Genomic DNA, 24,349 nt, shown 5'->3' on the forward strand with positions numbered 1-24,349 from the left:
ACCGCGCCGGGCCTGACGCACAACATCTAAATGTAGCAACATCTATCCCGTAGAGTGCGCCACAAGCACAAAGAACCCCAGACAAATGCCGAACATCTATCCGGTACAAAATATATTTATATTCACAAGCTTAACGATTAGATTGGTTTGAGTACCACGGCCGTATAGCGTCGGGGAGAGAGATATTGTTGAGCTAGGCGCTGGAGGTCTAAGGGCCCAAATGCTTTAATCCTGGTGGGATAGCTGAGCGCTAATTCCGCAGTGGCGATCGTATTGTAATATCCGTAAAGACCGGCTAGCTGTCCCGGCGTTTCGAGGGAGAAAGCAAAATCGTTGCACAGCAAACGCTGACAGCGGAGCAATTCTACCTCGGAAACCGGCTCAGACTGCAATTCCCAAAGCCGATCGCAAATCCGAGATTCCACCTCTTCGACATCCTCCGCTTCCAAGACTGCACTGATAGTAAATAAACTCGATTCCCGTTGCAGCGAGAAAGTGCTGTCGATCGCCTCTACCAATTGTAATTCTTCCCGCAGTTCCCTGACTAAACGCGAAGTCCGCCCGTGTGCGAGTAACACCGACAGCAAATCCAAGCCGCAAGCACTTTGCAAATGTTCAACTCCCGGGCCCGTCCAGGCCATCATCAGCCGCGCTTGTTCCAATCGGGGGAGGCCCAATTCCTGACGGCGAATTTCTATCAGTGGCGGTTCCGCCTCTGCGGTTAATTTGGGACAATCCCACCTGTCAGAAAACTTCTCAAAAGCTTTCCCCGTAATATCTCTAGCCTGTTCTTCATCAATTCCCCCGACTACCACCACAGTCATATTTTCCGGCTGATAGTGCGATCGGTGAAAACAGCGCATTTCATGGGGAGTTCGCGACATCAGCAGTTCTTCGGTGCCGAGTACCGATCGCCTGTAGGGATGTCGCTGGTAAACTGTTTCCATCATGGCTTGGAAACCCAGCCAATCGGGATTGTCTTGAGCTTGACGGATTTCTTCGAGTACCACATCTCGCTCGCGAGCGAATTCCCGATCGGGAATCGAAGCCCGCAGCAGCAATTCTGCCAGCGGCTGGGCAGTTTCTGCTAAATAATCGGCCGCTGCGTTGACGAAAAAATGGGCGTAGTCGTGACTTGTAGCTGCATTCGCGACACCGCCGCGATTTTCGATTACCTGGTCAAATTCTCCAGGGGCGATCGAATCCGTCCCTTTAAATATCATGTGTTCTAGAAAATGAGCCATTCCCGACCAAGAATCCGGCTCTAGCGTAGCGCCAGCCCTCACCCACACGTCTAGTGCGACCACCGGTGTGGCCGAAATCCGCTGGTGAATGACCGTTAACCCGTTGTTGAGCTTCCAGACATTGGCTGGGAACTCTAAAGCAGTGAGCAGTTGAGACAAGCTAGTTATTCTTAAACTTTAGTTAACTTCGGCTGCAACTATCGTAGCGCCTTCCAGCTATGCGATCGGGATTAATTGATACAGAAATCATCAGTCAGTCGATTTGAGATTTGAGATTTGAGATTTGAGATTTGAGATTTACTGCACAGATGAATCTGGGGGCTTGAACAAGAGTCTAAAATTTTGAGCCGATCGCGACAGGAGTACGTGGCACGGTATCCGTTTTTGGGCGGAGTCCTCTGCCATTAATCCTTACTCATCAGTTATTTTTTGCTTTTTACTTTTTTTCAAACAGTCTCAAATAACTACCATTTTTTGGATTAAAAGTCAATAGGTTGCGCGGGATATTAATGAATCAGTCGGGAGAAAGAGGATGTTATCAGAATATCTCAATAAATTAAAAGGTGTAAGAACACTAAAGACATTGAGAGGAGAAACGACAGATGGTAGCTACCCTAGAAGATACCAAGCGCCAAGCGATCGCAACTAAATTAGCAGACATGAAAGCGCTGCAAAACCTGTTGATCGCCAACGAGCAATTGTTCATCAATTCCTGCAACGACTCCGAACTAGCCCAGCGCTTCCGGGATATGCTCGAGGACGATCGCAAAAACTTGGGTGTATTAGAAACGACGATCGTACAATACGGCATTCAAGCCGAACCCAAAGAAACAAGCACAAAAATGATTCAAGAAGTTCAGAAACTCATGCAAGGTTCTGAACTCACCATGTTTGAAAAAGTCGCTCAGCACGAACTGCTCAAACACAAACAAACAATGGCCGGCTTGTTAATTCACAAAGCCGCTCAAGTAGTCGGCGCCGACATCGAAGCCGCCATTACACCCCTCAACACAGTTAACTTTGAGAACCGCGCTCACCAAGAACAACTCAAAGGAGTTCTCGAAATTTTAGGCGTGCGCGAACTAACCGGCAAAGACCCCGACCAAGGCGTTTGGGCCCGCGTGCAAGATGCAATGGCAGCCATGACCGGCATCATCGGCGGTGCAGTTACCCGCACCAAAGATGAGATGAATATCACCGAAATCATCACCATGGATCACCGCAAAGCCGATACCCTCTTTATGGAAATCGCCAGCACCAACGATCCTCAAAAACTGCAAGAATTCTTCGGTCAACTTTACAAAGACCTCAGCGTTCACGCCGAAGCCGAAGAACAAGTTGTTTACCCAGCAATTCGCAGCTACTACAGCAACACTCAAGAACTGTACGACGAGCAAGCAGAAATGAAGCAAATGCTCGCCAAGATTAAGTCAATGAACCCCAGTTCTTCAGATTTCAAAGCCCAAATCAAACAGCTCCAAAAAGCGGTTCAAGATCACGTAAAAGAAGAAGAAAACGATATGTTCCCTCAAATTCGCCGCAACTTTAGCGAAGCACAAATGGAACAAATGGCTACTCAATTCAAAGCAGCCAAAAGCACTATCCAGCAAGAAATGGCTAACCTGAGCTAATTCAAGCAGCGAGCTAATTGTAGCTCTATGCGAGCTAAAAACTAGCTAAACTGCAACCTATCAATCCCGCTACGTGGGTAGCGGGATTACTGTTTTTTTGAAATACAATTTTAAAAAATAAATATATTATTTGTAGGGGCGGGTTTCACGAAAGATATTTCATCAAAGATTTTCGGTAAAACCCGCCCCTACGAGCATTGGGAGCAAGAAGATTTTAGCCGTTAATCACAGAGCCTCCGTTGGGATGCAAAATTTGACCCGTCATGTAAGACGAATCTTTTGAAGCTAAAAATACGTAACTGGGGGCAACTTCATCGGGTTGACCGGCGCGTCCCAAGGCCGTGTCTGCACCAAATTTCGCCACTTTTTCTTCAGGGAAAGTTGCAGGAATTAGAGGCGTCCAAATCGGCCCGGGGGCGACTCCGTTGACGCGAATTCCTTTTTCTGCCAAACTCTGGGACAAAGAGCGGGTAAAGGCAACAATTGCTCCTTTTGTGGAGGAGTAATCTAACAATTGTTGGTTGCCTTTGTAGGCTGTGACAGAGGTAGTGTTGATGATAGCACTTCCTTCTTTGAGATGTTTGAGAGCGGCTTTTGTGAGGTAAAACATTGAGAAAATGTTGGTGCGGAAGGTGCGCTCTAATTGTTCGGCGGTGATGTTTTCGATGCTTTCTTGGGGATGCTGTTCGGCGGCGTTGTTGACGAGGATGTCGAGGCCCCCGAATTCTTTAACTGTTTGTTCTACAAGGTTTTGACAGACGGTTTCATCCCCGATGTCGCCGGCGATCGCCATACAGCGCCGGCCTTGTTGTTCGATCGCCTCTTTGGTCTTTTTGGCATCATCATTTTCGTTAAGATAGCTGATGACCACGTTAGCGCCTTCCTTGGCAAAGGCGATCGCCACTGCACGCCCGATCCCGCTGTCTCCGCCGGTAATTAAGGCTATTTTGTCCCGCAATTTGTCGCTACCGCGATATCCCTCCGCGAAGGATTGAGGTTGCGGAGTCATTTGCGATTCAATACCGGGTTGCTGTTCTTGATGTTGAGCCGGATGAATCTTCTGTTCGGTTGGCATAAAAAATTCCTGTAAGTTCTACCTTCATAAATAAAGGTTTTCTGGAGGTAGGACATCGTTCTTTTTGCCGATCGCGCCCTACTACTAAAGACAGTAATTAAAGAGATAAATAAACCTGCCCCCGAACCGCTGATTGTGGCGGGCTGGTTTATATAAATTGTGAGTTTTCCTCACAGATTGTCTGTAAAACCCGTCCCTACGAGCATCGGGATCTATTTGTTGTAGAGGCAGGTTTCACGAAAAATATTTCCGGTAAGTCAAGAAATCCACAAACCCGCCGCGCGAGCCTCTGATTATTGTCAAAACAGCAAAAAGCACGCCAAAACATCATTTGACGTGCAGTTTAAACAAGCTAGTTGCTAATTGCTGAGTCTCTAACTAGAAACCCAACCTAACATTAAAACCCGGTAGGCGAAGCCTTCTGAGTATGATCGATCCACAGTGATGCAGATTCCTCGAAAGCCTGCTTCTGAGCTTCTAAAAACGATAGAACCAGCGAACTCGCCTGGCGTTGCACATCGTCCCCCTTAACAAAGCTGCTAACACCTGCACTCTCAGGAGTGAGGAAGCTATTGACATCGACGCTGTTGTCCTTTACCAGACCCGCCGCTGAACGTTCGGGGTTATTCAGAGGATCGTTGGGGATGCTAGAACCAGTTACCACACCCGTGCCGCCAGTCACCGGATCGGTTGTCGCTGTTGGCGTCGGTACCACCACCGTAGGCACTGTGTTAGGGCCCGGCACGTCAAAGCTAACCGGGTTGGGCCCAGTTCGGATCGGGAAATTGTTGGGAACACCCGGAGTATCGAAGACTTCCAAAACCGAGTAAGTGGCTGGCGACAAATTATTAAACCGAGCAATACCAGCAGCATCAGTTCTTACCAGCGGTTCTGTTGCAGCATCGTAGCGGCCGTTGCCATTCAAATCCAAAGTGAAGGGCACATCGGCAAGAGCCGGTTCGTTTCCGTCTTTTATACCGTTACGGTTGTCATCTCGGAATTTAGGAACCAAGAGGTCATAGCGGCGAGAGTTACCCACCAAAGCGCAAGTAAAGGTTTGATTTGCACCGAGAACAACATCTACTGGTTGGGTAGTTTGGAAGTAACCAGGAGGCGTTACTTCTCGAATTTTGTAAGTGCCAGGGCGCAAATTGTTGAATGCAAAGGTACCAAACTGATTGGTAGTAGTAGTGGGTTCATTTGCTTGCAACTGACCGTCACCATTAGTATCGATAAAAATGGTGACACCAGGAATAGCTGGCTCGTTTCCATCTCGATAACCGTTCAGGTTGAAGTCCTCAAACTTGCACCCGGTAATGTTGCTGCTGGGTGTGTTGGCAAAGGTAACGTTGGCGTCCTGAAGATTGAGGGTAACATCGACGCGATCTGCTGTAGAAGGGGAGAAATTTGGCGGTACAACTTCGCGGACGACATAGTTGCCCGGTGTCAAGTTGGTAAAGGCGGCTCTTCCCTGGTCATTTGTCCTGAGTTGCTGTTCTCCAGTGTCGGGAGTCCCATTATTGTTGGTGTCTAGGAAGACAGTGACACCGCTAATTGGCGCTTCACCCTGATTTGGTTCGTAGCGACCGTTGGCATTCAAGTCATTGTATTTGAAGACATTGATGATTGGTAGAGTGTTGCCGACACCGGCATTACTGCCAATACCCTGAGTAGCTCCAACCGGAGAAAAGGTAAGTGATGGCGAGGGGTTGGGGGCTGGTAAAGTTGTAACTGGCGCTGCAAAAATCGGCCGCTCACCAGTGGTGGCGATCGATCTTTCACCCGGTTGTTGAACGCCGTCGCGGTTGGAGTCTACGAATTTAGGGTCGTTTGGTTTCAGCGTGTAGGTTGAGTCTGCTACTAGCAGCGGTTGCTCTCTGCTGATCGTACCCTGGAATCGCGCCTGCGGCCCTGGTGCCGAAACCAGAGCGGGGTTTCCAGTTGTTGATACTGGAGCATTGAGGTTTCCTGGGACACCGCCACCTACTTCTGCAGGCAGTACACTTGGAAAAATTTCCAACACTCTGTAATTGCCAGCTCGCAAATCCTTGAAAGTAACTACTCCGTTGGCATCTGTGATGGCTATCGGTTCCGAGCCTGCTCCATCCCAGCGACCGTTCCCGTTGACATCTAAAATAAACGGTACTCGGGCAATGGGGGGTTCCAAGACTCCATTAACAACATTTCGCGTGCCGCTGCGGTCTATGTCTCGAAATTTGTTAACTTCAATTTGATAGAGCGGAGTATCGCCAACTTGAGCGCAGGCAAAGGTTTGACCGGCTGCTACCGTCACGTCGAGTACGGGAACGTTGCCGGGGGGTGTGCTTTGGGGAAAATCTTGTGTTTCTAATGGTTCTGCGTTCGTAGCATTAACTTCTAGTCCGGTAACAGAATTAATTTGTCGTATGATCCGTTCTTCCCGAATCTTGTAGGTTCCGGGTGCTACGTTGAACGACCATGCACCATTTTTGTCTGTTAAGGTGCTGGGTTCCCCTGCATCGCGTTGACCGTTGCCATTTGAATCAATATAAATCCTGACGTTTTTAATCCCCGGTTCGTTTCCATCTCGGAAGCCGTCTGCATCTATGTCTAGGTATTTGCATCCTACAATCCGGCTGCCTGTAACTGCGGTGTTGCCAAAGAAAACGTTAGCATTTCTGTTGCCGACAGTGACTGCGAGGGGGTTGGGAGTGGTAGCGCGGAAACCTGCAGGTATTGCGGTTTCCGTGAGTACGTAGTTGCCGGGGACAAGATTTATGAATGAGAACGCACCGTTAGCGTCCGTCGTGGTTAAGACTTCGCCAGTACCAGCATTAAATACACCGTTGGTGTTTGTTGCTGATTCGAGGAGGATCGGGATATTTGCCAGACCTGGTTCATTGGGCTGTCTGATTCCATCGCCGTTCAAGTCATTGAACTTGATTCCTAAAATTGCCGGGCCAGCATTCCCAACCACAACTGGCTGTAATTGCTGGGCAATGCGGTCTTCGTTATCTGCCATGATTTCTCTCCTTCACACCTAAATCCACGTAAATTACAGACTACTGTATGGGTTGTAACTTGCTGAGTAGTTTTTACTAATAGCTGACAACCGCTACTCGATTTTACATACGTCTGCACTTGAGGTAATGTTCCCATCTCACACAACAATGCCTCAAGCTTTGTCGCTGGCAAGTATATCAGGTTTTGAAGAACCCTGGCAATTTGAGGGCAACATCTTCAAGATTTTCACGCCTTCTCTGTCCGTACATACTTGCTGTTTCGAGCTTTAAAAAGCCTCAGACTGACTTCTCCCCCCGATATCAAGTCCGGCTGCATTGTTCTTGTTCGTCCTGGTTCGCTGTCCTAAACTATTGCCTCCTGTGGGATTGCCAATGACAGATCTCCCAGCATCGATCGAGCTACCGGACTTGATTATGGCTTGCCCTGACTGGAAATACGCCGATCGGGTTTGGGGGAATTACCTGATAGTTTCTCACTTACAGAGATGTTACTGCCTCTGAATATTGCACCCAATATACAAGCCAGCTTCGGATTTGCCGGAACTTAGGCTTGAGTGTTGGAGGTTGCCAACAATAGGGTATCACGCGATCGCCCTTTCACCTCTTCGTTATTTTTATCTGCAGTTTTGGATTCCGGGCGATCGAGCTTTGTGTCACCCTACATAACCGAGAAATCACTCGCGGCCACAGTGCTGACCCAGTGTCCGAGCGCCGAATTAATTAATTCATTTCCCTTGACAATTTGGCTGATTTCTGCATTCAGATTCAGACCGACATTCTGTTGCCCAAAGTTAGGAATATTGCCTAAATTTGCAACAGATCGATCGACCAAAAAATCACTAATTCGATAAGTATCACCACCCGAACTCAATGGCAAGCTATCTGCCCCAATATTATTGGCTGCAGGTTCGCCCGCATAGCTGCTGGAATCCGTCCGCGAATCCCCATTCAAGGATTTAGCCGACCTACCCTCAGTATCTTCTGTCAGCAAATCTCCCGTCAGCAAATCGATTTTGCTGGCCCGAATCTCTGCCGAGACAACAACTAGCGCAGGCGGGGTCGTTAGGATGAAACCGGGCGGCGGAACTTCGCGGACAACATAACTACCTACCGGAACGTTGCGGAAACTGTAATTGCCCAGAACGTCGCTGAAGGTACTCGCTTCGCCCGGATCTAAACTGCTGTTGTTGTTGAGGTCGATGTAAATCTGAGTGTTGGCGATCGGCGGTTCCCCCGGATCTAGGCGGCCGTTGGCGTTAAAATCGTTAAATTTCACACCGCTGATGGTGCCAGTCACCAACACGTTGCCGAAGCTGAGATTAGTGGCATTTGTGCCATTGCCCACGGTAATGGGAGTCGGATTTGGCGTGGTTTGTCGAAAACCGGGCTGCGGGACTTCCCTCACCACATAGATCCCTTGAGGCAAATTGATAAAAGAGAAATTACCTTGGGGGTTGGTTAAAGTCGAAGGTTCGTTGGGGTCTCGGCCTCCGTTGTTGTTGAGGTCAAGGTAAATCGGCCAGTTGGCAACTCTCGGTTCCGTCGGTTCGTTGATACCGTTAGCGTTGAGGTCGTTGAACTTGAAGCCGCTGATGCTGCCGGTAGGAAAATTGTTGCCGAAATTGACGCCGACAACGTTGGTATTGCCGATGATGTCGATCGGGGCTGGATTTGGCGTAGTCTGTACCCATCCCGGTTGCTGGGCTTCCCTCACCAAATATCGGCCGGGAGAAACATTGGCAAAAGTGTAGTTGCCTTGGGGGTTTGTGATGGTATTGGGTTCGCCCGGATCGAAGCTGCCGTTGCCGTTGAGGTCGATGTAAATTGGCCAGTTGGCCAGAGGGGGGTCTGTCGCATCTCGGACGCTGTTGGCATTGAGGTCGTTGTATTTGAGACCGCTGATGCTGCCGACAAAAAAGACATTGCCAAAATTGATGTTGTTGACAGTGGCATTGGAAGTAACGTTAACCGGGCCGGGGTCAGGCGTGGTTTGGCGAAAACCCGGTTGCTGGACTTCTCTGACCAAATATGTATCTGCAGGAATATTGACAAAAGCGTAATTGCCTTGAAAGTTTGTCAAAGTAAAAGGTTCGCCGCCGTCGAGCCTGTTGTTGCGGTTGAGGTCGAGGTAAATTTGCCAGTTAGCTAGCCCTTGTTCCCCCGGATCTCGGCTGCTGTTGTTGTTGATGTCGTTGAATTTTGTCCCTGCGATCGTCCCTGCGTTAAAGTTGTTGCCAAAATTGATATTGCCAGCATTTGTGCCGCTGGTAATCGTGATGGGTGCGGGATTTGGGGTAGTTTGGCGAAAGTTCGGCTGCTGGACTTCCCTAACTTGGTAAGTGCCCGGCGGCAGGTTGGCGAAGATGTAGTTGCCTTGCGGGTTTGTGAGGGTGGAAGGTTCGTTAAAATCTGGCTGGCCGTTGTTGTTGAGGTCGAGGTAGATTTGCCAGTTGGGAATGGGGACTTCTCCGGGATCGGGGCGGCCGTTGGCGTTAAAATCGTTGTATTTGGTGCCGCTGATGCTGCCGACTTGGAAGTTCCCGATGTTGACGTTGCCGATGTCTATTTGGCTGGCGGTTCTGGTGGGGGTGGATTCGGACATGGTGTTGCTGGGGCCCAATGAACGCGGTTCAATGTTTTCTGTAGGGCAATCTAGCAGTTTTTTTGCCAATTGCAGCTATTTCAGGGGATAAATTTTTTTTAGGAAAGGGAAGGGGAGGGGGGGAGATGGGGAGACGGGGAGATGGGGAGACGGGGAGAGTGGGAAAAATCTTCACGCTTGACAATCAAGCATCCAGGATACAAGCCCCCGGATTCATCCGAGGAGAAATAAAAAACCTGTATCCGATCGAGGATTCCCCGAATTTATCTCGCGCAAGTCAATGCTTCAATTCTAAAATCTAAAATCTAAAATCTAAAATCGATTGACTTGTTGGCTTAATATCCATCCGTTACATCCCGTAGATTGCTGGTTGCCGAAATTCCCAATTTTTTGCAGATTTGATGTACGATCGCTACCAGTTTTGCAGAGGTCGAATTCCCAATGTCCCAAAACTTGACAGCAAGCTGGAATGAAGCCCGCGAGGTTCCAAGTTTGCTCTTCGGCTGGAGTTTGTGCGGTTTATTGGTAATGGGATCGATCGCCCCTACTCCTGCTGCCGCACAGCTACCTACCTCCGAACAGAGTAACAGCAACAGCCCGATCGCTCAAACCGGTGCGATCGTCCGCCCCACGCTCAAATTGGGCAGCCGCGGCTCAGAAGTGATCGAACTCCAAGCTGCTCTTAAATTGTTGGGCTTTTACGCTGACACTGTAGACGGGATTTTCTCACAAAGCACCGCTAGAGCTGTGTCTCAGTTCCAGGAAGCAGCAGGCCTGCCTCCCGACGCCACAGTCGGTCAAGATACTTGGAACCGGCTGTTTCCGGCGGCTCCGAGCGCCATCCTCGAAAACCCGATCGCCAACGCTCCAGTAACTGCCGACAACTCAGAGATTAACCCCCAAGCGCAGCCAACCAATTTTCCGGTTTTAAGAAGACGAATGCGCGGGCAAGCAGTCAGAGATTTGCAAGAGCGGCTGCGGGCCAAGGGATTTTTGCGCGTGAGTGCTGACGGCGTGTTTGGCCCGGAAACTCAAGCTGCTGTCAAGGCGGCTCAGCGACAATATCAACTGCCAGCAGACGGCATTGTCGGCCGCGCAACTTGGGAAGCTCTGCTGCGTTGACAGCAAGCCAATAGTGTCGGCTATGCACGTTGCGCGATCTGGCGATCGTACAAATTGTTAATAATCGCTTTTGGAAGTATTTCATCACGTCAAAAAGTGTCAAGTTTGGTAAACAAAGTGTTTTTATGCGCCCAGTTGGTGTTAACTTAAAAACATGAGGGGCAAAACCAAGAAGCACAAAAAACTTGGATAAAAAATTTGGAATTAGAGTATTTGTCCCGAACGGCTCTAGTTCGCAGGCAACGCCTGAACCGTGTAGCTGATTAGCAAAGAAAGGTTGATATTGCGATCGGGATTTGTTAAATAGCTTGAGGCTATTGAATGAATCAAAAGTTGCGATCGCACAACAGTCAAACACAGAAGTCTGAATAGACTCCGCTGATAGCTAGCTCGTCCGCAGAGTAGTTGCAAAAAAGTCCACCTTAGTTGTAGTTTGCTGAAACTCAGCAGAGCTAAAAACCCACTTGAATCAACTGAATTTACCAATTTTTAGGGTCTGGCATCCGATATGCTAGGCCCTAAAATTTTGATATTTTGAAGTAGTCAGTAGTTTTTGACTGTTATATCACATCCGGTAGCATGGGAATTAATATTATCCACAGCCAGGACAGGGCGCCGTGCCGTCTAGATCGTGTCGCTCGTGCAACCGGCAACGATATCAGATCGGTTCCGGTTGCATCCGAATAATTTAACCGCAGAGAACGCAGAGAAAGCAGAGAACGCAGAGGGAGACAAGATAGAGATGAATAATTCCGATGAAGAGCGGAATTAATATCAGTAGTTTTTAACGGTTAACGGTTAACAGTCAACAGTTAACTGATGACTGATGACTGATGACCATTTCATTTAATTTCTTCAATTCGGGCATTCAAACCGTTAGCGCTGAGCATTTGTACCAATTCCTCAGCTTTTTCGCGTTCCCGAAAAGCACCGGCTTGCATCACGGGTCGCCCGCTGGCAAAACTGCGAAAAGCACCGGGAACTAGGGATTGCATTTTTTGTCGATCGCCGGGCCTGTCGGTATCCACCACAACTCGATAGCGCAAACCCAAAGCAGACGGTAGATCGAATGAGGGCGAATTCTCGGAAGCGGGCAAAGAATTCCCCCCTAAAGGTGCAGGTACATAACCGCCCCTTCCGATAGGAATGTTGCGGCCCGGAACCGGCAATCTACCCTCGGAAGCAACCGAACTCGAACTATCAAAATTGGGAGGAATCATTGGTTGCTGTACCGAAATTTCCGAAACCGATCGATAATTCGGATCGGGCACCGGAATTGCGATCGCCCCTGGGACTACCGATGAAGCAGCGGCATTCCTCCCAGAAAGTTCTTGCTGCAACTGAGCGCTTGGCGGTGTCGATCGATTTTGCACTGGTCGCCTGGAAACGGGCGCAGGCGGAGAAATTGGCGCTCTTTCAACTCTGGGACTTAGCCGTCCGGGAGTGTAAGGCGGGAGAGAAGTGTCTGGGCCGCCGATGCTGGGAGGTCGATCGGCCCTTAGCTGCAAAGCACTTCCCCCCATTGGCCCAGGGGTAAAAGTTCCCGCCACATCAACCGAGCCCGTCGTCCGGCTGCTCGACAATTGATTGCCGTAAGCTGGGATTACTTGACCTTTGGCCGCATTGTTCACATCGTACTGACCGTTGTTGCGAATGACATTGCCCCCCGGTTCGGCAGCAGTTCCCAAATCCGGCAGAGATCTCGATATCGCCACAATTCCGTCCCGCCGGTTACTCTCGATATAATTGTTACGCAGCACCGGTCTAGCATCAGCTTGCACCACCACGCCGTCCTTATTGCGAGTAATTTTGTTGCCGATCAGCAGAGGCGAAGCGTTCTGGGCTACATTCACCCCAAATCCCGTGTTTTCAAACACATTATCTCGAACTTCCGGCTGGGAACTCCCAAAAATCGTAATGCCGTTAGCTCCATTTTTCGAGAAAACATTCCCGCCAATCGTCGGCCTGGAAGTACCCACTACCGAAATTCCGTCGTGAGTGCTCCCAGAAAAAGTATTGTTGACAACCGTCGGAGAACTCGATTCGATCCACAAAGCGTAACCCCGATAGTTGGTATTCGTCACCGTCACCCCGCTGAGTCCCGCCCCATCTGCGCCTAAAATCGCAATATTTTGACCCGCCGAAGTCGGACTGATAAAGTATCCTCCGCCTTTGATGACAATATTCTGACCGCGAGTGTTGGGATTTCCTTGAACTGTCACGCTGGGCCTGAGCATTAATGGAAATTTTTCGCCGGTTTGCTCGCTGTAAGTACCGGGCGCTAGCAAAATCGCTGTTTTGGGCGGGGCCACGCTCAAGGCGTAGGTAAGGGTTTTAAACGGAGCTCGATCGCTGCCGTTACCCCCCGTGTCGCTGCCGCCGATCGAGCTGACGTACAGTATGTTGATGTCGCTCTGGGGCGTCTGAGAAAGTAGCTGCACTCCCGGTATCCCGGCAGCGATAACTGACGGTTGATGGTTGCAAAGGGCGGTCATCGCAAAGACGAGCAGAAGGCAAGAACTCAAACAAGATTTTTGCGATCGCTTTTCTTTGCACTCGCTATGTTGAGAGTTTAGGAGCATAAATAAACCCCACTGATTTGCGATCCGAGTTCCGCTTCCCGAGTTCGGTGTCGGGTTTTCGCGATCGAACTTTGATTTCACCCGCCTGCTGGGGTTTTCTTCTGTTAATCTTTTGTGTTGTTCTGCTAACCTCACGGCTCTCCTCCGAAGTGTGGTATGCAGTTTAACGATTCCACTCTCATCAATTTTGATCTATTATGCTTTGTTTTCATCAAATTCAATAAAACTTAAAAAATTATTGTCGAATTTACATTGGTTTATGCCAAAATTAAGCCGCCTGCTTTGCCACAATCTTGACGGCGTGGGACAATGTAGCGGTTTGACAGGTACGGTTAATTATAATTAGGGTGGTTCTGAATGACCGACAAACAAAACAGAACTTTACCGGCACAGCCAGCCCTCTGCCGGATTTTAGATGCAAATTTAGATCGATCGCGCGAAGGGTTGAGAATTATTGAAGAATGGTGCAGGTTTGGTCTCAACAGCGCTGATTTAGCTGGCGAGTGCAAGCAACTGCGTCAAGAATTGGCTGCTTGGCACGTCGCAGAACTTCGCAGTGCTAGGGATACGCCGGCAGATCCGGGTACGGAGTTGACTCACCCGCAGGAAGAGCAGCGTTCGAGCATTCAGCAGCTACTGGAGGCGAATTTCTGTCGGGTGGAAGAAGCTCTGCGGGTACTTGAAGAGTATGGCAAAATTTACGATCGGAATATGGGCGCGGCTTTTAAGCAGATGCGCTATCGGGTTTATACTCTCGAAAGCGATTTGCTGGCTTACCGGCGCTACCAGCAGTTACTTCGATCGCAGTTATACCTTGTAACTTCCCCGAGAGACAACTTGATGGGAGTTGTGGAAGCTGCTTTGCAAGGCGGACTGACTTTGGTGCAGTACCGCGACAAAAGCTCAGACGACGGGGTAAAGCTGGCTAACGCGCGCCAGCTTTGCGAACTTTGTCACCGCTACGATGCTTTGCTGATTGTGAACGATCGCGTGGATTTGGCGATCGCGGCGGATGCCGACGGCGTACACTTAGGACAGCAAGATTTGCCTGTAGCCGAAGCGCGCAAGTTGCTGGGCCCGGGACGCATCATCGGTTGTTCGACTACGAACGGCGAGGAAATGCAGCGAGCCGTTGATGGGGGAGCAGACTATATTGGAGTTGGGCCTGTTTATTCCACTCCTACTAAACCTGATAGACAGGCGGCGGGTTTGGACTATGTGCGGTATGCTGCTACTAAGTCACCGATTCCGTGGTTTGCGATCGGCGGAATTGATATCAACAACCTCGATGAAGTATTGAATGCCGGAGCTCAAAGGGTTGCCGCAGTACGCGCGATTATGGAAGCAGAACAGCCTACTTTAGTCACGCAGTTTTTCATCTCGCAGTTGATTCGGATGCAGAATCTCAAAGCTCAAAAAGCTTTGCACGGAAAAAGCTAGGTTGATTGGGGATTTGTAGGGCGGGTTTAGCACAGGAAATCTGTGCGTAAAATATAATTTTGTTACCAAACCCGCCCTAAAAACAGATATTTTACTGATGATAAATCAAATTGCGCTGCAAGTTAACGGAGAAACCCGCAATTGTGCGATCGACACACCGTTACCAAAATTACTAGAACAATTGGGATTAAACCCGCGCTTGGTGGCTGTGGAGTACAACGGGGAAATTCTGCACAAACAATTTTGGGAAACTACACAGATGCAAGAAGGCGACATCTTAGAAGTTGTCACAATTGTCGGAGGAGGCTAGCCACAAATGGGTGACAAATTAAGCCTCTAGTCCGCCAGGGAATCAATTCCACGGGGCTTTTAGCTAAAGTCCTCTCAAGAGGACTAATGAGTTCTTCAGTCCTCTTCAGAGGACTTTAGCTATGAGGCAGGGGTTTCAACCCCTGTCGGACTGTCGGACTATCGATTTGACGTTAAGTTCTCCGGAATCGGCCGAACCTAGGAACGAGGAATTAATATCGCAATTAAACTGCTACGGGCTCAGCCACAGGTGCTGCTACAACAGGATAAATGCTGACTTTCTTGCGAGTTTTGCCTTTTCTTTCAAAAGTCACCACACCGTCAACCAAAGCAAACAGAGTATCATCTCTGCCGATACCAACATTGTTACCGGGGTGAACTTTAGTGCCGCGTTGGCGGATCAAAATGTTGCCAGCTTTGACAACTTGACCGCCGTACTTTTTGACACCCAGACGCTGAGAATTAGAATCGCGTCCGTTACGTGTACTGCCTGTACCTTTCTTGTGGGCCATAATATCCTCAACTGTATTTACTATGTTTTATTCTGAATCAGTTTCGGCGATTTGGGGAGTTTCCACAACTGCTTGAGTTAAGTCTCTGGCGGCTAAGACTGTACCGTTGACGCTAATCGAGTCAATCATAAAGCGAGTTGTTTCTTGACGGTGCCCTTTTTTCTTCCGAGTTTTCTTTTTCGGCTTCATCTTGTAGACGAGGACTTTGCGGCCCCGGAAATGCCGCAGAACCGTTCCTTCTACAGTGGCATTTTCTACTAAAGGCTGACCGATATGAACCTCGCCTTCGTGCTGGATCAGAAATACTTTGTCTATGGTGACTTTGGATTCAGCTTCAACGTGAAGCAGTTCGATGTCGTAGAAGCGGCCTGGTTCTACCCGAAATTGTTTGCCGCCGGTTTCAATGATTGCGTAAGTCATGGGATGGTTGTTGAGATTGCCGTACAGGTAGCTGATGAGTCTTTGGTCTTTGGTCGTTGTGGACTTTTGACTGCTGACTGCTCTCCAGCTTTTGGAATGTCTTAACCTGATCCGAGCCGGATTTAGACAGACAATCTACTATTATTGCGGATTGTGGGAGTTTTGTCAAGGTAAAAGGTACTTAATATTTTCTAATTGTTAGTTTGAGAACTGATTTATGGCGACGAACTACGGAATGCTTACAGAGTTAAATGTAGATTTTCTCAGATTCTCTCTTCTGAAACAGGGCAGGTAAAAATGGCAAATCGCATTTGGAAATTCTTAAATACCGATCTCAAAGAACTGTGTTCCGCCGAAGCAGCGGAGGGAATCGGAGAAGCTGGGAAAACAGCCGCCGAATTGGCAAAAATGTTCAAAGAACAAGGGCTGGACAATAGCAATTTGCTGCTAGAGGTTTTGAACTCTCCCTTAGCTCAAGTTGTCGGAACTGGATTGCCATTTGTCGGGATGGCGGCGAAACTGGTGGCGTTTTTTATGGAAAAAACTCAACAGCAGCCGACTTTAGCTGAGTGCATTTTCCTCGTCAGTCAGGCGGCTTATCTGGAAAGTTTTAAGGATGTTCTTGGACAAGACGCAAGTTTGTTAAATCGCATCGGGCAAACTCCGGTTTCCGATGGAGTTAAGCAGTTGCTTAAAAAATTGGCGGATTTGGAATTTAACGATAAAGCAGCCAAAGAAACTGTTATTTGCTTCCGCGATTCGAGGTTAGCCACGGAATTTAACCTAGTGCTATCAGAACGGCTGCAACAAGCCGGACTCAATGCCGATGAAGCTCAAATTTTGACTAAGAGAGTTGCTGCTAATACTCACCGCTATTTGATCCAAGCTTGGGCAGTTTCCGGCGAAGCAATTAAACATCTCGGACAGCCTTCTATCAGCGAATGGCGGGAGGAACAGGAGAAATATCACAGCATTGACAAATACCTGCAAGAACAGATTGCCTCTCTACCGCTAAAACCCGTATTTACTACAGAAAATTTCTCATTCAAGGATATCTACGTGCCTCTGAAGGCAAGGCCAATTGATAAAAATGGCGCGGTTAATAAGCGTGCAACAGCATTTGATTTAGAAAGTTGGGCAAAGCAATTGCTTGCAGATGAAAACAAACAAAATCTGGTGATGTTCGTCGAAGCTGGGCCCGGACGTGGTAAAAGCGTTTTTTGTCGGATGTTTGCTGAGTGGGTGCGGCAAGATTTGCATCCAGTTTGGACGCCCGTGTTAATTCGACTGCGAGATATTCCTAAATTGCAAAAGAATTTTCGAGAAACGCTAAAAGATGCAGTTACTGCTGGTTTTGCTAGCGATGACTGCTGGTTGACAGATAGAAACACGCGATATTTGTTTTTCTTGGATGGCTTTGACGAGTTGCTGATGGAGGGGAGAAGCAGCGGCGGTTTAGAGCAATTTCTCAAGCAAGTAGGACAATTTCAGCAGCATTGTCAGCAGAATTCGGACATGGGACACCGGGTTTTGATTACTGGCAGAACTATAGCTTTGCAAGGAATTGAAAGGCAAATGCCTGATAACTTGGAGCGAGTCGAAATTCAGGTGATGGATGACGGGCTACAGCAACAGTGGTTGAGCAAGTGGGAAGCCCAATTTGGGGCGGAAAAAACCTCAGCTTTTCAGCAGTTTTTGCAAGATAAATGCTGTCCACAGAATGTAAAATCAGAACTCTCGCGAGAGCCGCTCTTGCTTTATCTGTTAGCGGCGATGCACCGGGACAAAATCTTGAAAATTGAGGATTTTCAAGGAACTAACAGCATTCAAGCAAAAATTTTGATTTACAACAAAACTGTGAATTGGGTACTCACTGAACAGCGGTCTAAATTGCTCAATCGCAATTTGACCGAACTGGAAACAGAAGATTTACGGCGCATCCTGACAGAAGCAGGGTTATGCGTGGTGCAGTCGGGAGGGGAATGCGCTCCTGTAGCGATGATTGAGAAGCGATTGAGAGAAGACAACTCGGTTAAAGCATTACTTGAAGAAGCACAAAAACGGATTGGCGATAATCCTCTGAGAAATGCTTTGGCGGTTTTTTATCTTCAGCAAGGCAGTAAAGAAGGTTCTGTGGAGTTTGTACACAAGAGTTTTGGTGAATTTTTGTGTGCGGAACGGTTGAAAGAAAGTTTGCAAGAGTGGACGGAACCGGGAAAGAAAGGTAAAGGATTTAATACTAAAGACTCTGATATGGACTGGGAGATTTATGATTTGTTGGGTTATGGGGGGCTGACGCGAGAAATTGTGGAATATTTGATGGGGTTGTTAACAACTCCGGCTGGTCCAGACGAGGAAAATCAGTTTCGCCCTGTGGAGTTATTCCAGCGTTTGGAATATTTTTATCAGCGGTGGTGCGAGGGGGAATTTATTGATATGCTGCCGGAAAGTTTGCCTCAGAAGAAGATGCGCCTACTGCGAGATCAATTGAAAACCCAAGAATTGGGACAGCGACAAGTCGATGTTTATGCTGGTTTGAATGTGATGATTTTGCTGTTGGAGTTGCACCGTTACGGTCAGGAGAGAGATGAATTGAAAGACAAAATGGTGTTTTATCCTTGCGGGGAACCTAATGCTGAAGGTAAACTTGACGATGCAAGTCGGTTGTTGCGCCTCATCGGTTATAGCTGTTGTATTGGGTATTTTGGCTTTCTCGAAACAGTTGGGAGATTCTTCAGCGGCGGATACCTCAGCGGTGCAGACCTCAGCGGCGCAGACCTCACCGACGCAGACCTCCGCCGCGCAAACCTCAGCGGCGCAAACCTCAGCGGCGCATACCTTATTCGCACAAACCTCAGCGGCGCAAACCTCAGCTACGCATACCTCAGCCGCGCATACCTCAGCGGCGCAGACCTCCGTCGCGCAAACCTCAGCTACGCAGACCTCAGCGACACAAAAACCCTCAGCGGCGCAGACCTCAGCGGTGCAGACCTCCGTCGCGCAAACCTCAGCTACGCATACCTCAGCGGCGCAGACCTCAGCGGCGCAAACCTCAGCGGCGCAAACCTAAGCAGCGTATACCTCGGCTACGCATACCTCAGCGATCGCACTTTTGGCGATGTCAAATGGGATGAAAATACAAAGTGGGAGGATGTTGTAGATTTGGATACAGCCGTTGATGTTCCAGAAGCGTTAAGGCGACAGCTAGGAATGGAGTAGAAACCTTTTTCCAGGCTTGGCGTATCATTTTTATGAACAGGCTTTCCGGCCTGTTCCACAAAGAGTGAATTTTCTTGTGGGGTGGGCCCGATAGTCCGCGCACTTGGCTAGAGTTTGAGCATCCCACGATCGCAGATGCGGCAATCTATCCCTATATCGCTCTAGCGAGAGATGGCAAGATTGAACTCGATGCTTATCCCAATGTTTTAAATTGGATCGATCGGGTGAAGCAACTCTCTGGTTATATTCCCATGTTGGGAATCTAGGCATTTTGAAGATCGCCGAGTTAAATAAGTAGACAAGGAGTTAGATTTTATGCCTCGTCAATTTGGTAAGATCGCTTTTACTCCCGCAGTCAAAGCCATGCAAGAAAAAATGGGTTCCCGCGAGAACTACGAACGCTTTGTGGCTAAAGGTGCAGATAATAATTCCATCAATCCCGATCTAGAGCAATTTATTTCCAGTATGGAAGGATTTTATCTAGGCACTGTGAGTTCTAATGGCTATCCCTACATTCAGTTTCGCGGCGGGAAAGCAGGATTTTTAAAGATTCTCGATCCGAGAACTTTGGGATTTGCGGATTTTCGTGGCAATGTGCAATATATCTCTGTGGGAAATCTTGCTGAAAATGATAAAGCATTTTTGTTCCTAATGGATTACCGTCATCGCCGGCGCCTCAAGATTCTCGGTCGCGCCCGCGTTGTGGAAGACGATCCAGTAATACTTGCCCGAGTTCGGGATACAGACTATGATGCAACTGTGGAAAGAGCGATCGTATTTGAAATTGAAGGCTGGGATTGGAACTGTCCGCAGCATATTCCGATTCGCTATTCTGAAACGGAAGTAGAAGCAATGCAGACCAGAATTAGAGAGTTGGAGAAACTTTTAGCAGCTAAAAACCCTAATAACGTAAATACTCCCGATCCACAGGCGCCCATCAATTAACAAGCAAGAACAGCATTGAATAAGTAGCCGATACTGATGCTCTCCCAAAGTGCGATCGACCCTGTGGTTTACCGTGTGGTTTGCAGTCAGGACGAAGATTCCTCATCAATAAGGAGTAAAGTCCTGACTGCCAACGATCGCCCTTAATTATCTTCAAAAGGGCGATCGAACGGGATTCAAGCCGTCGCAGAACATTTGCGCGATCGCAACAATTCCAAAGCTTGCTGTTTCACCCTACCTTCCATCACCTCTTTTTGCAAATTAATAAAAGCCTCAAAATCTTCTAAACCGTACTTGGTCATCTGCAACTGCTGTCGCAACTGTTCTTCTGCCTCAACCGTTAAGTAACCGGTTGCCAAAGCTTTTCGGACAATTTTACTGATTAAAGTCATACTAGATTCACCCTGAATACACCTACGTTAAAACACTGAAGTTTTGTCACCAGACTAACTCAGCTTTTAGTTTGTTTCATAATTACCCTTAAAATAGGTTAAATCTACCTTAAGGTCTATGTAAATAAAGTTATTTTTGATACATTGATGAAACTTTAGCAATTTTAAATCTACAGTGCGATTAAATCGATATATTTAGTTTTTGCCATACCATATTATTCTTCAATTACGTTAAATCTACCTTAAGGCATAATTTAAACATAGCGATTTGTGACATGGGCAATTGTATCGAGATTAACTGTAGAGTCCAATTAAATTGGTATATTTAGTTTCTGTCTAACAACAGCCGCCATTCTCTCACAGCAAAAGGAGGAACCAGCAATTCTGTTTCTTTTTGATTTTTAACGGGCAAATTCAACCGCAAAGGTCGATTACTTTCCACTTGTGTAATTATTGATTTAAAATCGTATTCTCCGACATTAATTGGCAAATCAGACTCGTTCCAAATATCATTAGCCTTGCCAATTTCGTGCTTGCCCGCCGCAACTTTCAGGGGGACATGGTGCTGAATTTCTGTTCCGGGAAATCCTACTAATCTCAGATTTAAAGACTTTACTACTCCCGACTTGACTCGCTTGTACAAAACAACTTGCCATGCTTTGTCATCAGTATCGCGCAAGCTTTGTACGGAGCGAAACATTACTGTTTCGGCAGTTTCTGGATATTTGTGAATCGACGCGAAAGCGGGCGGGCTAACCGCTAAGATTAGATACAAGCACAAGCTAATAATAGTTAAAGTTCTACGCCAACAATAAGGTTTTTTCATTTTGCAATACCTCCGACAATTTACATTTTTTTAGCAAAGCCAAGAAAAAATGACAGGTTTGTATTGAAATTATTAAGGGATGAACAATAAAAGACAAGAAGCAGGCAGGTTTTGTATAAAGATTATTCATCTATGACCCAATTACAGGCTAAACCTGCCCCTACATTATACCTCGGCTTAGTTTCCTGAAGTTAGGCGCTAAACCTAGCCTTACAATGTACATTGTCTGGTTTATTTCCAATCGGTTTCGGCTTGGGATAGCACGTAAGCTGAAACATCGATAATTTGTTGTTCCGACAAACGATTTTTGTAAGCGGGCATAATACCTTTGCCGTTGGTTACTAAGTTGGAAATGTTGGCGATGGAATCCATGCCGTATTTTTTTAATGCTTTTTGTTTCAAGTTTTTGCCGCGCCTGATAATGTTGCTGCCGTTGATGTGACAGCCTGCACAGTTGGCGGTGAAGACTTCGGCTGCGGTTGCGGGATTTGTAGCTGTATCTGCGATCGCAATTTGGGAATTAGTGGCGATTTCTACAAATGCCAGTGTCAGGATCAATAGAAAGGCGGTGAGATTTTTTTTTAAGTTTTTTAGCGAAATCATCTATTTGCAATATAAAAAATAGTGCTGGATTTAATGATATCACTAAATACGCATTTTGGGTTAACTCAGCAATTTATTCTTCCCAATCGAAAGTGCGGGAAACTGCTTTTTTCCAAAAGCGATATTTTTGCTCGCGAAGTGCGATCTGCATTTTCGGTTCCCAAGTACAATCCACCGCCCAATTGTCCCGCAATTCGGCTAGCTGACTCCAAAAACCTACCGCCAAACCTGCCGCATAAGCGGCACCGAGTGCAGTAGTTTCTGCTACCACAGGCCGCACCACAGGCACTCCCAAAACATCGCTCTGAAACTGCATCAGCGTGTGATTTCCCACCATACCTCCGTCTACTTTTAAAGACAAAAGCTGCACCGCAGAATCCTGATTCATCGCATCCAATACTTCTCGCGTTTGCCACGCTGTCGCTTCCAATACTGCGCGGGCAATGTGTGCCTTAGTCGCGTAGCGAGTTAAACCTGCAATTACTCCCCTGGCGCTGTCTTTCCAATAGGGCGCGTAGAGTCCAGAAAAGGCCGGGACAACGTAAACTCCGCCGCTATCTTCGACTGTATTTGCTAATGTTTCTACTTCTGCAGATGTTTTGATTATGCCCAAATTGTCGCGCAGCCACTGCACTAAAGCTCCGGCGATCGCAATACTGCCTTCCAAAGCATACACAGCGGGCGATTCCCCCATCTTGTAGGCGACTGTTGTCAGCAATCCTTGCTTTGAAGGGACGATCGTCTCACCGGTATTCAGCAGCATAAAACAGCCCGTACCGTAAGTATTTTTCGCCTCCCCCGGACTGAAACAAGTTTGCCCGACGAGGGCGGCTTGCTGATCGCCCAAAGCAGCAGCAATTGGAACACCTGCAAGCAATCCTTTTGCAGTTCCAAAAACTTGACTCGAAGGGCGAATTTCTGGCAGCATCCGGCGGGGAATTGCCATTATTTCCAAAGTTTCGGCATCCCAATCGAGGGTTTGCAAATCCATCAGCATCGTGCGGCTGGCGTTGGTAACATCGGTAATGTGCGCGCCGCCAGTCAGGTGCCAAATCAGAAAAGTATCGACATTGCCAAAAATCGCATCCCCTCGATCGGCAGCTTCTCGCAATCCTGAAATATTGTCCAGCATCCACTTAATTTTCGGCCCGCTGAAATAAGTTGCCAGCGGCAAACCGCATCGTTCTTGAAATCGATCTTTGCCCTCAACTTCAGCTAATTTTTCGCAGATTTTGTGAGTGCGGGTATCTTGCCAAACAATCGCATTGCCGTAAGGTTTGCCAGTGTTTCTGTCCCAAACAATTGCAGTTTCGCGCTGGTTGGTAATACCGAGGGCAGCAATATCTTTGGGGTCGATATTGCCGATTTCGAGGGTATTTTTAATCACGCTTTGGGTGCGCTGCCAAATTTCATCGGGATTGTGTTCCACCCATCCCGGTTGCGGATAGATTTGCTGGTGTTCTTGTTGGTTGCTGCAAATTATCTGTCCCCGGCGATCGAATACGATAAATCTGGTGCTGGTGGTTCCTTGGTCGATCGCTGCTACGTATTTTTTGGCCAATTGTCTAAAATATTTTTAGTAATGAGGTCTTTAACGTATATCATACTATATCTAGAAGTCAAATTTATCTCAAAAACTTTAGTTTAGGGAACTCCAAAATTTGAAACTGGCAGATTTGCTCAGACTCGATCGCACAATTAAGGTTATTGGCTTTGACGACGCTCCTTTTTGTCGTACAAACGGCAGTCTGGTGTCGATCGCGGGCATAGTCTGCGGGGGAACTCGATTTGAAGGAATGGTGTGGGGACAAGTCCTCCGAGACGGATTAGATGCCACGGATGCTATTTCTGGGCTGCTCCTCGGAGGCAAATTTCTGCCGCAATTGCATCTCGTTTTGCTAGACGGAATTGCTTTCGGTGGCTTCAATATTGTTGACCTTCCCGAGTTAGCATCGCGGCTGCAAATTCCTTGCGTTGCTGTCATGCGCCGCCCACCAGATTTAGCTGCTGTTGAAAAAGCCCTCGGCCATTTACCCGACTCGGAATACCGTTTAGAATTATTGCGCCGCGCCGGGAAAATTCACGCTTTTGAACCTTTCTTTTTTCAAGTTTGCGGCGAAAAACCAGAAGTAATTGCGCTGGTGCTTCAGCGTTTGACAGATACTGGTAAAGTTCCTGAAGCTTTGCGTTTGGCTCATTTGATTGGTGCGGCTGTAATTACTGGAGTTAGCGGGAGTTCTGCTTGAATTATTATTAAGAACGGGCCAAAGGCTCGTTCCACAAAGAGTAAATTTTATTGTGGGGTGGGCCGGATATCCTGTTAATAACGGGCAAGATGCCCGTTCCACAAATAGTAAATTTGCTTGTGGGGTGGGCCGGATATCCTGTTAATAACGGGCAAGATGCCCGTTCCACAAAGAGTAAA

Annotated in this window: 20 protein-coding genes; 9 read left to right on the forward strand and 11 right to left on the reverse strand. The window is 47.8% G+C overall.

Going from position 1 to position 24,349, the window contains the following annotated elements; translation table 11 throughout:
• Nucleotides 1–137: 137 nt before the first annotated feature.
• Nucleotides 138–1,403 carry a M16 family metallopeptidase gene (locus OSC7112_RS16010; protein WP_015176882.1) on the reverse strand — a complete coding sequence of 422 codons (1,266 nt, stop codon included), beginning with the start codon at nucleotides 1,401–1,403 and terminating at the stop codon, nucleotides 138–140.
• A gap of 443 nt (nucleotides 1,404–1,846) precedes the next feature.
• Between OSC7112_RS16010 and OSC7112_RS16015 the strand changes: the two genes are divergently transcribed.
• Complete coding sequence (locus OSC7112_RS16015) at nucleotides 1,847–2,875, forward strand: hemerythrin domain-containing protein (RefSeq protein ID WP_015176883.1); 1,029 nt, start codon at nucleotides 1,847–1,849, stop codon at nucleotides 2,873–2,875.
• Nucleotides 2,876–3,089: 214 nt separating this feature from the next.
• Here OSC7112_RS16015 and OSC7112_RS16020 read toward each other — a convergent pair whose 3' ends face one another.
• Together OSC7112_RS16020 and OSC7112_RS16025 are read right to left on the reverse strand one after the other, a co-directional pair.
• Nucleotides 3,090–3,950, reverse strand: coding sequence for an SDR family oxidoreductase (locus tag OSC7112_RS16020; RefSeq protein ID WP_015176884.1), 861 nt, complete (start codon nucleotides 3,948–3,950; stop codon nucleotides 3,090–3,092).
• 397 nt (nucleotides 3,951–4,347) lie between these two features.
• Nucleotides 4,348–6,951 (reverse strand): SdrD B-like domain-containing protein, encoded by a 2,604-nt coding sequence (locus OSC7112_RS16025; protein WP_015176885.1) that lies wholly within the window; start codon nucleotides 6,949–6,951, stop codon nucleotides 4,348–4,350.
• Between the two features lie 373 nt (nucleotides 6,952–7,324).
• On the opposite strand from OSC7112_RS16025, the gene OSC7112_RS41790 reads away from it, so the two are divergent.
• Complete coding sequence (locus tag OSC7112_RS41790; RefSeq protein WP_263053526.1) at nucleotides 7,325–7,453, forward strand: hypothetical protein; 129 nt, start codon at nucleotides 7,325–7,327, stop codon at nucleotides 7,451–7,453.
• A 157-nt stretch (nucleotides 7,454–7,610) separates the two neighbouring features.
• On the opposite strand, the gene OSC7112_RS16030 is transcribed toward OSC7112_RS41790, so the two are convergent.
• Nucleotides 7,611–9,554, reverse strand: a complete 1,944-nt coding sequence (locus tag OSC7112_RS16030) for an SdrD B-like domain-containing protein (RefSeq protein ID WP_015176886.1) — start codon at nucleotides 9,552–9,554, stop codon at nucleotides 7,611–7,613.
• A gap of 441 nt (nucleotides 9,555–9,995) precedes the next feature.
• Between OSC7112_RS16030 and OSC7112_RS16035 the strand changes: the two genes are divergently transcribed.
• Nucleotides 9,996–10,676, forward strand: a complete 681-nt coding sequence (locus OSC7112_RS16035) for a peptidoglycan-binding domain-containing protein (RefSeq protein WP_015176887.1) — start codon at nucleotides 9,996–9,998, stop codon at nucleotides 10,674–10,676.
• A gap of 842 nt (nucleotides 10,677–11,518) precedes the next feature.
• Here the strand turns inward: OSC7112_RS16035 and OSC7112_RS16040 are convergent.
• Entirely contained in the window at nucleotides 11,519–13,393 is a 1,875-nt protein-coding gene (locus OSC7112_RS16040; protein ID WP_015176888.1) for a DUF1565 domain-containing protein, read from the reverse strand.
• Nucleotides 13,394–13,615: 222 nt separating this feature from the next.
• On the opposite strand from OSC7112_RS16040, the gene OSC7112_RS16045 reads away from it, so the two are divergent.
• A complete protein-coding gene (locus tag OSC7112_RS16045; protein ID WP_015176889.1) occupies nucleotides 13,616–14,698 on the forward strand; it encodes a thiamine phosphate synthase in 1,083 nt (360 codons plus the stop codon).
• Nucleotides 14,699–14,795: 97 nt separating this feature from the next.
• On the forward strand, nucleotides 14,796–15,008 hold the full coding sequence (thiS, locus tag OSC7112_RS16050) for a sulfur carrier protein ThiS (protein ID WP_015176890.1): 213 nt from the start codon (nucleotides 14,796–14,798) through the stop codon (nucleotides 15,006–15,008).
• 223 nt (nucleotides 15,009–15,231) lie between these two features.
• On the opposite strand, the gene rpmA is transcribed toward thiS, so the two are convergent.
• Entirely contained in the window at nucleotides 15,232–15,519 is a 288-nt protein-coding gene (gene rpmA, locus OSC7112_RS16055; protein ID WP_015176891.1) for a 50S ribosomal protein L27, read from the reverse strand.
• A 27-nt stretch (nucleotides 15,520–15,546) separates the two neighbouring features.
• A complete protein-coding gene (gene rplU / locus OSC7112_RS16060; protein ID WP_015176892.1) occupies nucleotides 15,547–15,939 on the reverse strand; it encodes a 50S ribosomal protein L21 in 393 nt (130 codons plus the stop codon).
• Nucleotides 15,940–16,236: 297 nt separating this feature from the next.
• Between rplU and OSC7112_RS16065 the strand changes: the two genes are divergently transcribed.
• From OSC7112_RS16065 to OSC7112_RS16075, 3 genes are all read left to right on the forward strand, one after another.
• Nucleotides 16,237–19,158: an NACHT domain-containing protein gene (locus OSC7112_RS16065; RefSeq protein WP_015176893.1), complete on the forward strand. Its 2,922-nt coding sequence runs from the start codon at nucleotides 16,237–16,239 to the stop codon at nucleotides 19,156–19,158.
• A 74-nt stretch (nucleotides 19,159–19,232) separates the two neighbouring features.
• Nucleotides 19,233–19,424, forward strand: coding sequence for a glutathione S-transferase family protein (locus OSC7112_RS16070; RefSeq protein ID WP_041622566.1), 192 nt, complete (start codon nucleotides 19,233–19,235; stop codon nucleotides 19,422–19,424).
• Between the two features lie 49 nt (nucleotides 19,425–19,473).
• Nucleotides 19,474–20,103, forward strand: coding sequence for a pyridoxamine 5'-phosphate oxidase family protein (locus OSC7112_RS16075; protein ID WP_015176894.1), 630 nt, complete (start codon nucleotides 19,474–19,476; stop codon nucleotides 20,101–20,103).
• 176 nt (nucleotides 20,104–20,279) lie between these two features.
• On the opposite strand, the gene OSC7112_RS16080 is transcribed toward OSC7112_RS16075, so the two are convergent.
• The 4 genes from OSC7112_RS16080 to glpK all read right to left on the reverse strand — a co-directional run bounded on the left by OSC7112_RS16080 (nucleotide 20,280) and on the right by glpK (nucleotide 23,485).
• Nucleotides 20,280–20,495, reverse strand: coding sequence for a hypothetical protein (locus OSC7112_RS16080; RefSeq protein WP_015176895.1), 216 nt, complete (start codon nucleotides 20,493–20,495; stop codon nucleotides 20,280–20,282).
• Between the two features lie 325 nt (nucleotides 20,496–20,820).
• Nucleotides 20,821–21,321, reverse strand: coding sequence for a DUF3122 domain-containing protein (locus OSC7112_RS16085; RefSeq protein WP_015176896.1), 501 nt, complete (start codon nucleotides 21,319–21,321; stop codon nucleotides 20,821–20,823).
• A 231-nt stretch (nucleotides 21,322–21,552) separates the two neighbouring features.
• Entirely contained in the window at nucleotides 21,553–21,924 is a 372-nt protein-coding gene (locus OSC7112_RS16090) for a c-type cytochrome (RefSeq protein ID WP_015176897.1), read from the reverse strand.
• A gap of 73 nt (nucleotides 21,925–21,997) precedes the next feature.
• Nucleotides 21,998–23,485: a glycerol kinase GlpK gene (glpK, locus tag OSC7112_RS16095; RefSeq protein WP_015176898.1), complete on the reverse strand. Its 1,488-nt coding sequence runs from the start codon at nucleotides 23,483–23,485 to the stop codon at nucleotides 21,998–22,000.
• A gap of 100 nt (nucleotides 23,486–23,585) precedes the next feature.
• On the opposite strand from glpK, the gene OSC7112_RS16100 reads away from it, so the two are divergent.
• Complete coding sequence (locus tag OSC7112_RS16100; protein WP_015176899.1) at nucleotides 23,586–24,170, forward strand: endonuclease dU; 585 nt, start codon at nucleotides 23,586–23,588, stop codon at nucleotides 24,168–24,170.
• Nucleotides 24,171–24,349 lie beyond the last annotated feature (179 nt).

The sequence above is a fragment of the Oscillatoria nigro-viridis PCC 7112 genome (assembly GCF_000317475.1).
Classification (GTDB): domain Bacteria; phylum Cyanobacteriota; class Cyanobacteriia; order Cyanobacteriales; family Microcoleaceae; genus Microcoleus; species Microcoleus nigroviridis.

Excerpts from the sequence above, each read along its gene's own strand:
- OSC7112_RS16075 (WP_015176894.1), top strand. The coding sequence starts at position 19,474 with ATGCCTCGTCAATTTGGTAAGATCGCTTTTACTCCCGCAGTCAAAGCC.
- rpmA (WP_015176891.1), bottom strand. The coding sequence starts at position 15,519 with ATGGCCCACAAGAAAGGTACAGGCAGTACACGTAACGGACGCGATTCT.
- OSC7112_RS16025 (WP_015176885.1), bottom strand. The coding sequence starts at position 6,951 with ATGGCAGATAACGAAGACCGCATTGCCCAGCAATTACAGCCAGTTGTG.
- OSC7112_RS16090 (WP_015176897.1), bottom strand. The coding sequence starts at position 21,924 with ATGATTTCGCTAAAAAACTTAAAAAAAAATCTCACCGCCTTTCTATTG.
- thiS (WP_015176890.1), top strand. The coding sequence starts at position 14,796 with ATGATAAATCAAATTGCGCTGCAAGTTAACGGAGAAACCCGCAATTGT.
- OSC7112_RS16035 (WP_015176887.1), top strand. The coding sequence starts at position 9,996 with ATGTCCCAAAACTTGACAGCAAGCTGGAATGAAGCCCGCGAGGTTCCA.
- rplU (WP_015176892.1), bottom strand. The coding sequence starts at position 15,939 with ATGACTTACGCAATCATTGAAACCGGCGGCAAACAATTTCGGGTAGAA.
- OSC7112_RS16065 (WP_015176893.1), top strand. The coding sequence starts at position 16,237 with ATGGCAAATCGCATTTGGAAATTCTTAAATACCGATCTCAAAGAACTG.
- OSC7112_RS16045 (WP_015176889.1), top strand. The coding sequence starts at position 13,616 with ATGACCGACAAACAAAACAGAACTTTACCGGCACAGCCAGCCCTCTGC.
- OSC7112_RS16020 (WP_015176884.1), bottom strand. The coding sequence starts at position 3,950 with ATGCCAACCGAACAGAAGATTCATCCGGCTCAACATCAAGAACAGCAA.
- OSC7112_RS41790 (WP_263053526.1), top strand. The coding sequence starts at position 7,325 with ATGACAGATCTCCCAGCATCGATCGAGCTACCGGACTTGATTATGGCT.
- OSC7112_RS16030 (WP_015176886.1), bottom strand. The coding sequence starts at position 9,554 with ATGTCCGAATCCACCCCCACCAGAACCGCCAGCCAAATAGACATCGGC.
- OSC7112_RS16080 (WP_015176895.1), bottom strand. The coding sequence starts at position 20,495 with ATGACTTTAATCAGTAAAATTGTCCGAAAAGCTTTGGCAACCGGTTAC.
- OSC7112_RS16015 (WP_015176883.1), top strand. The coding sequence starts at position 1,847 with ATGGTAGCTACCCTAGAAGATACCAAGCGCCAAGCGATCGCAACTAAA.
- OSC7112_RS16085 (WP_015176896.1), bottom strand. The coding sequence starts at position 21,321 with ATGAAAAAACCTTATTGTTGGCGTAGAACTTTAACTATTATTAGCTTG.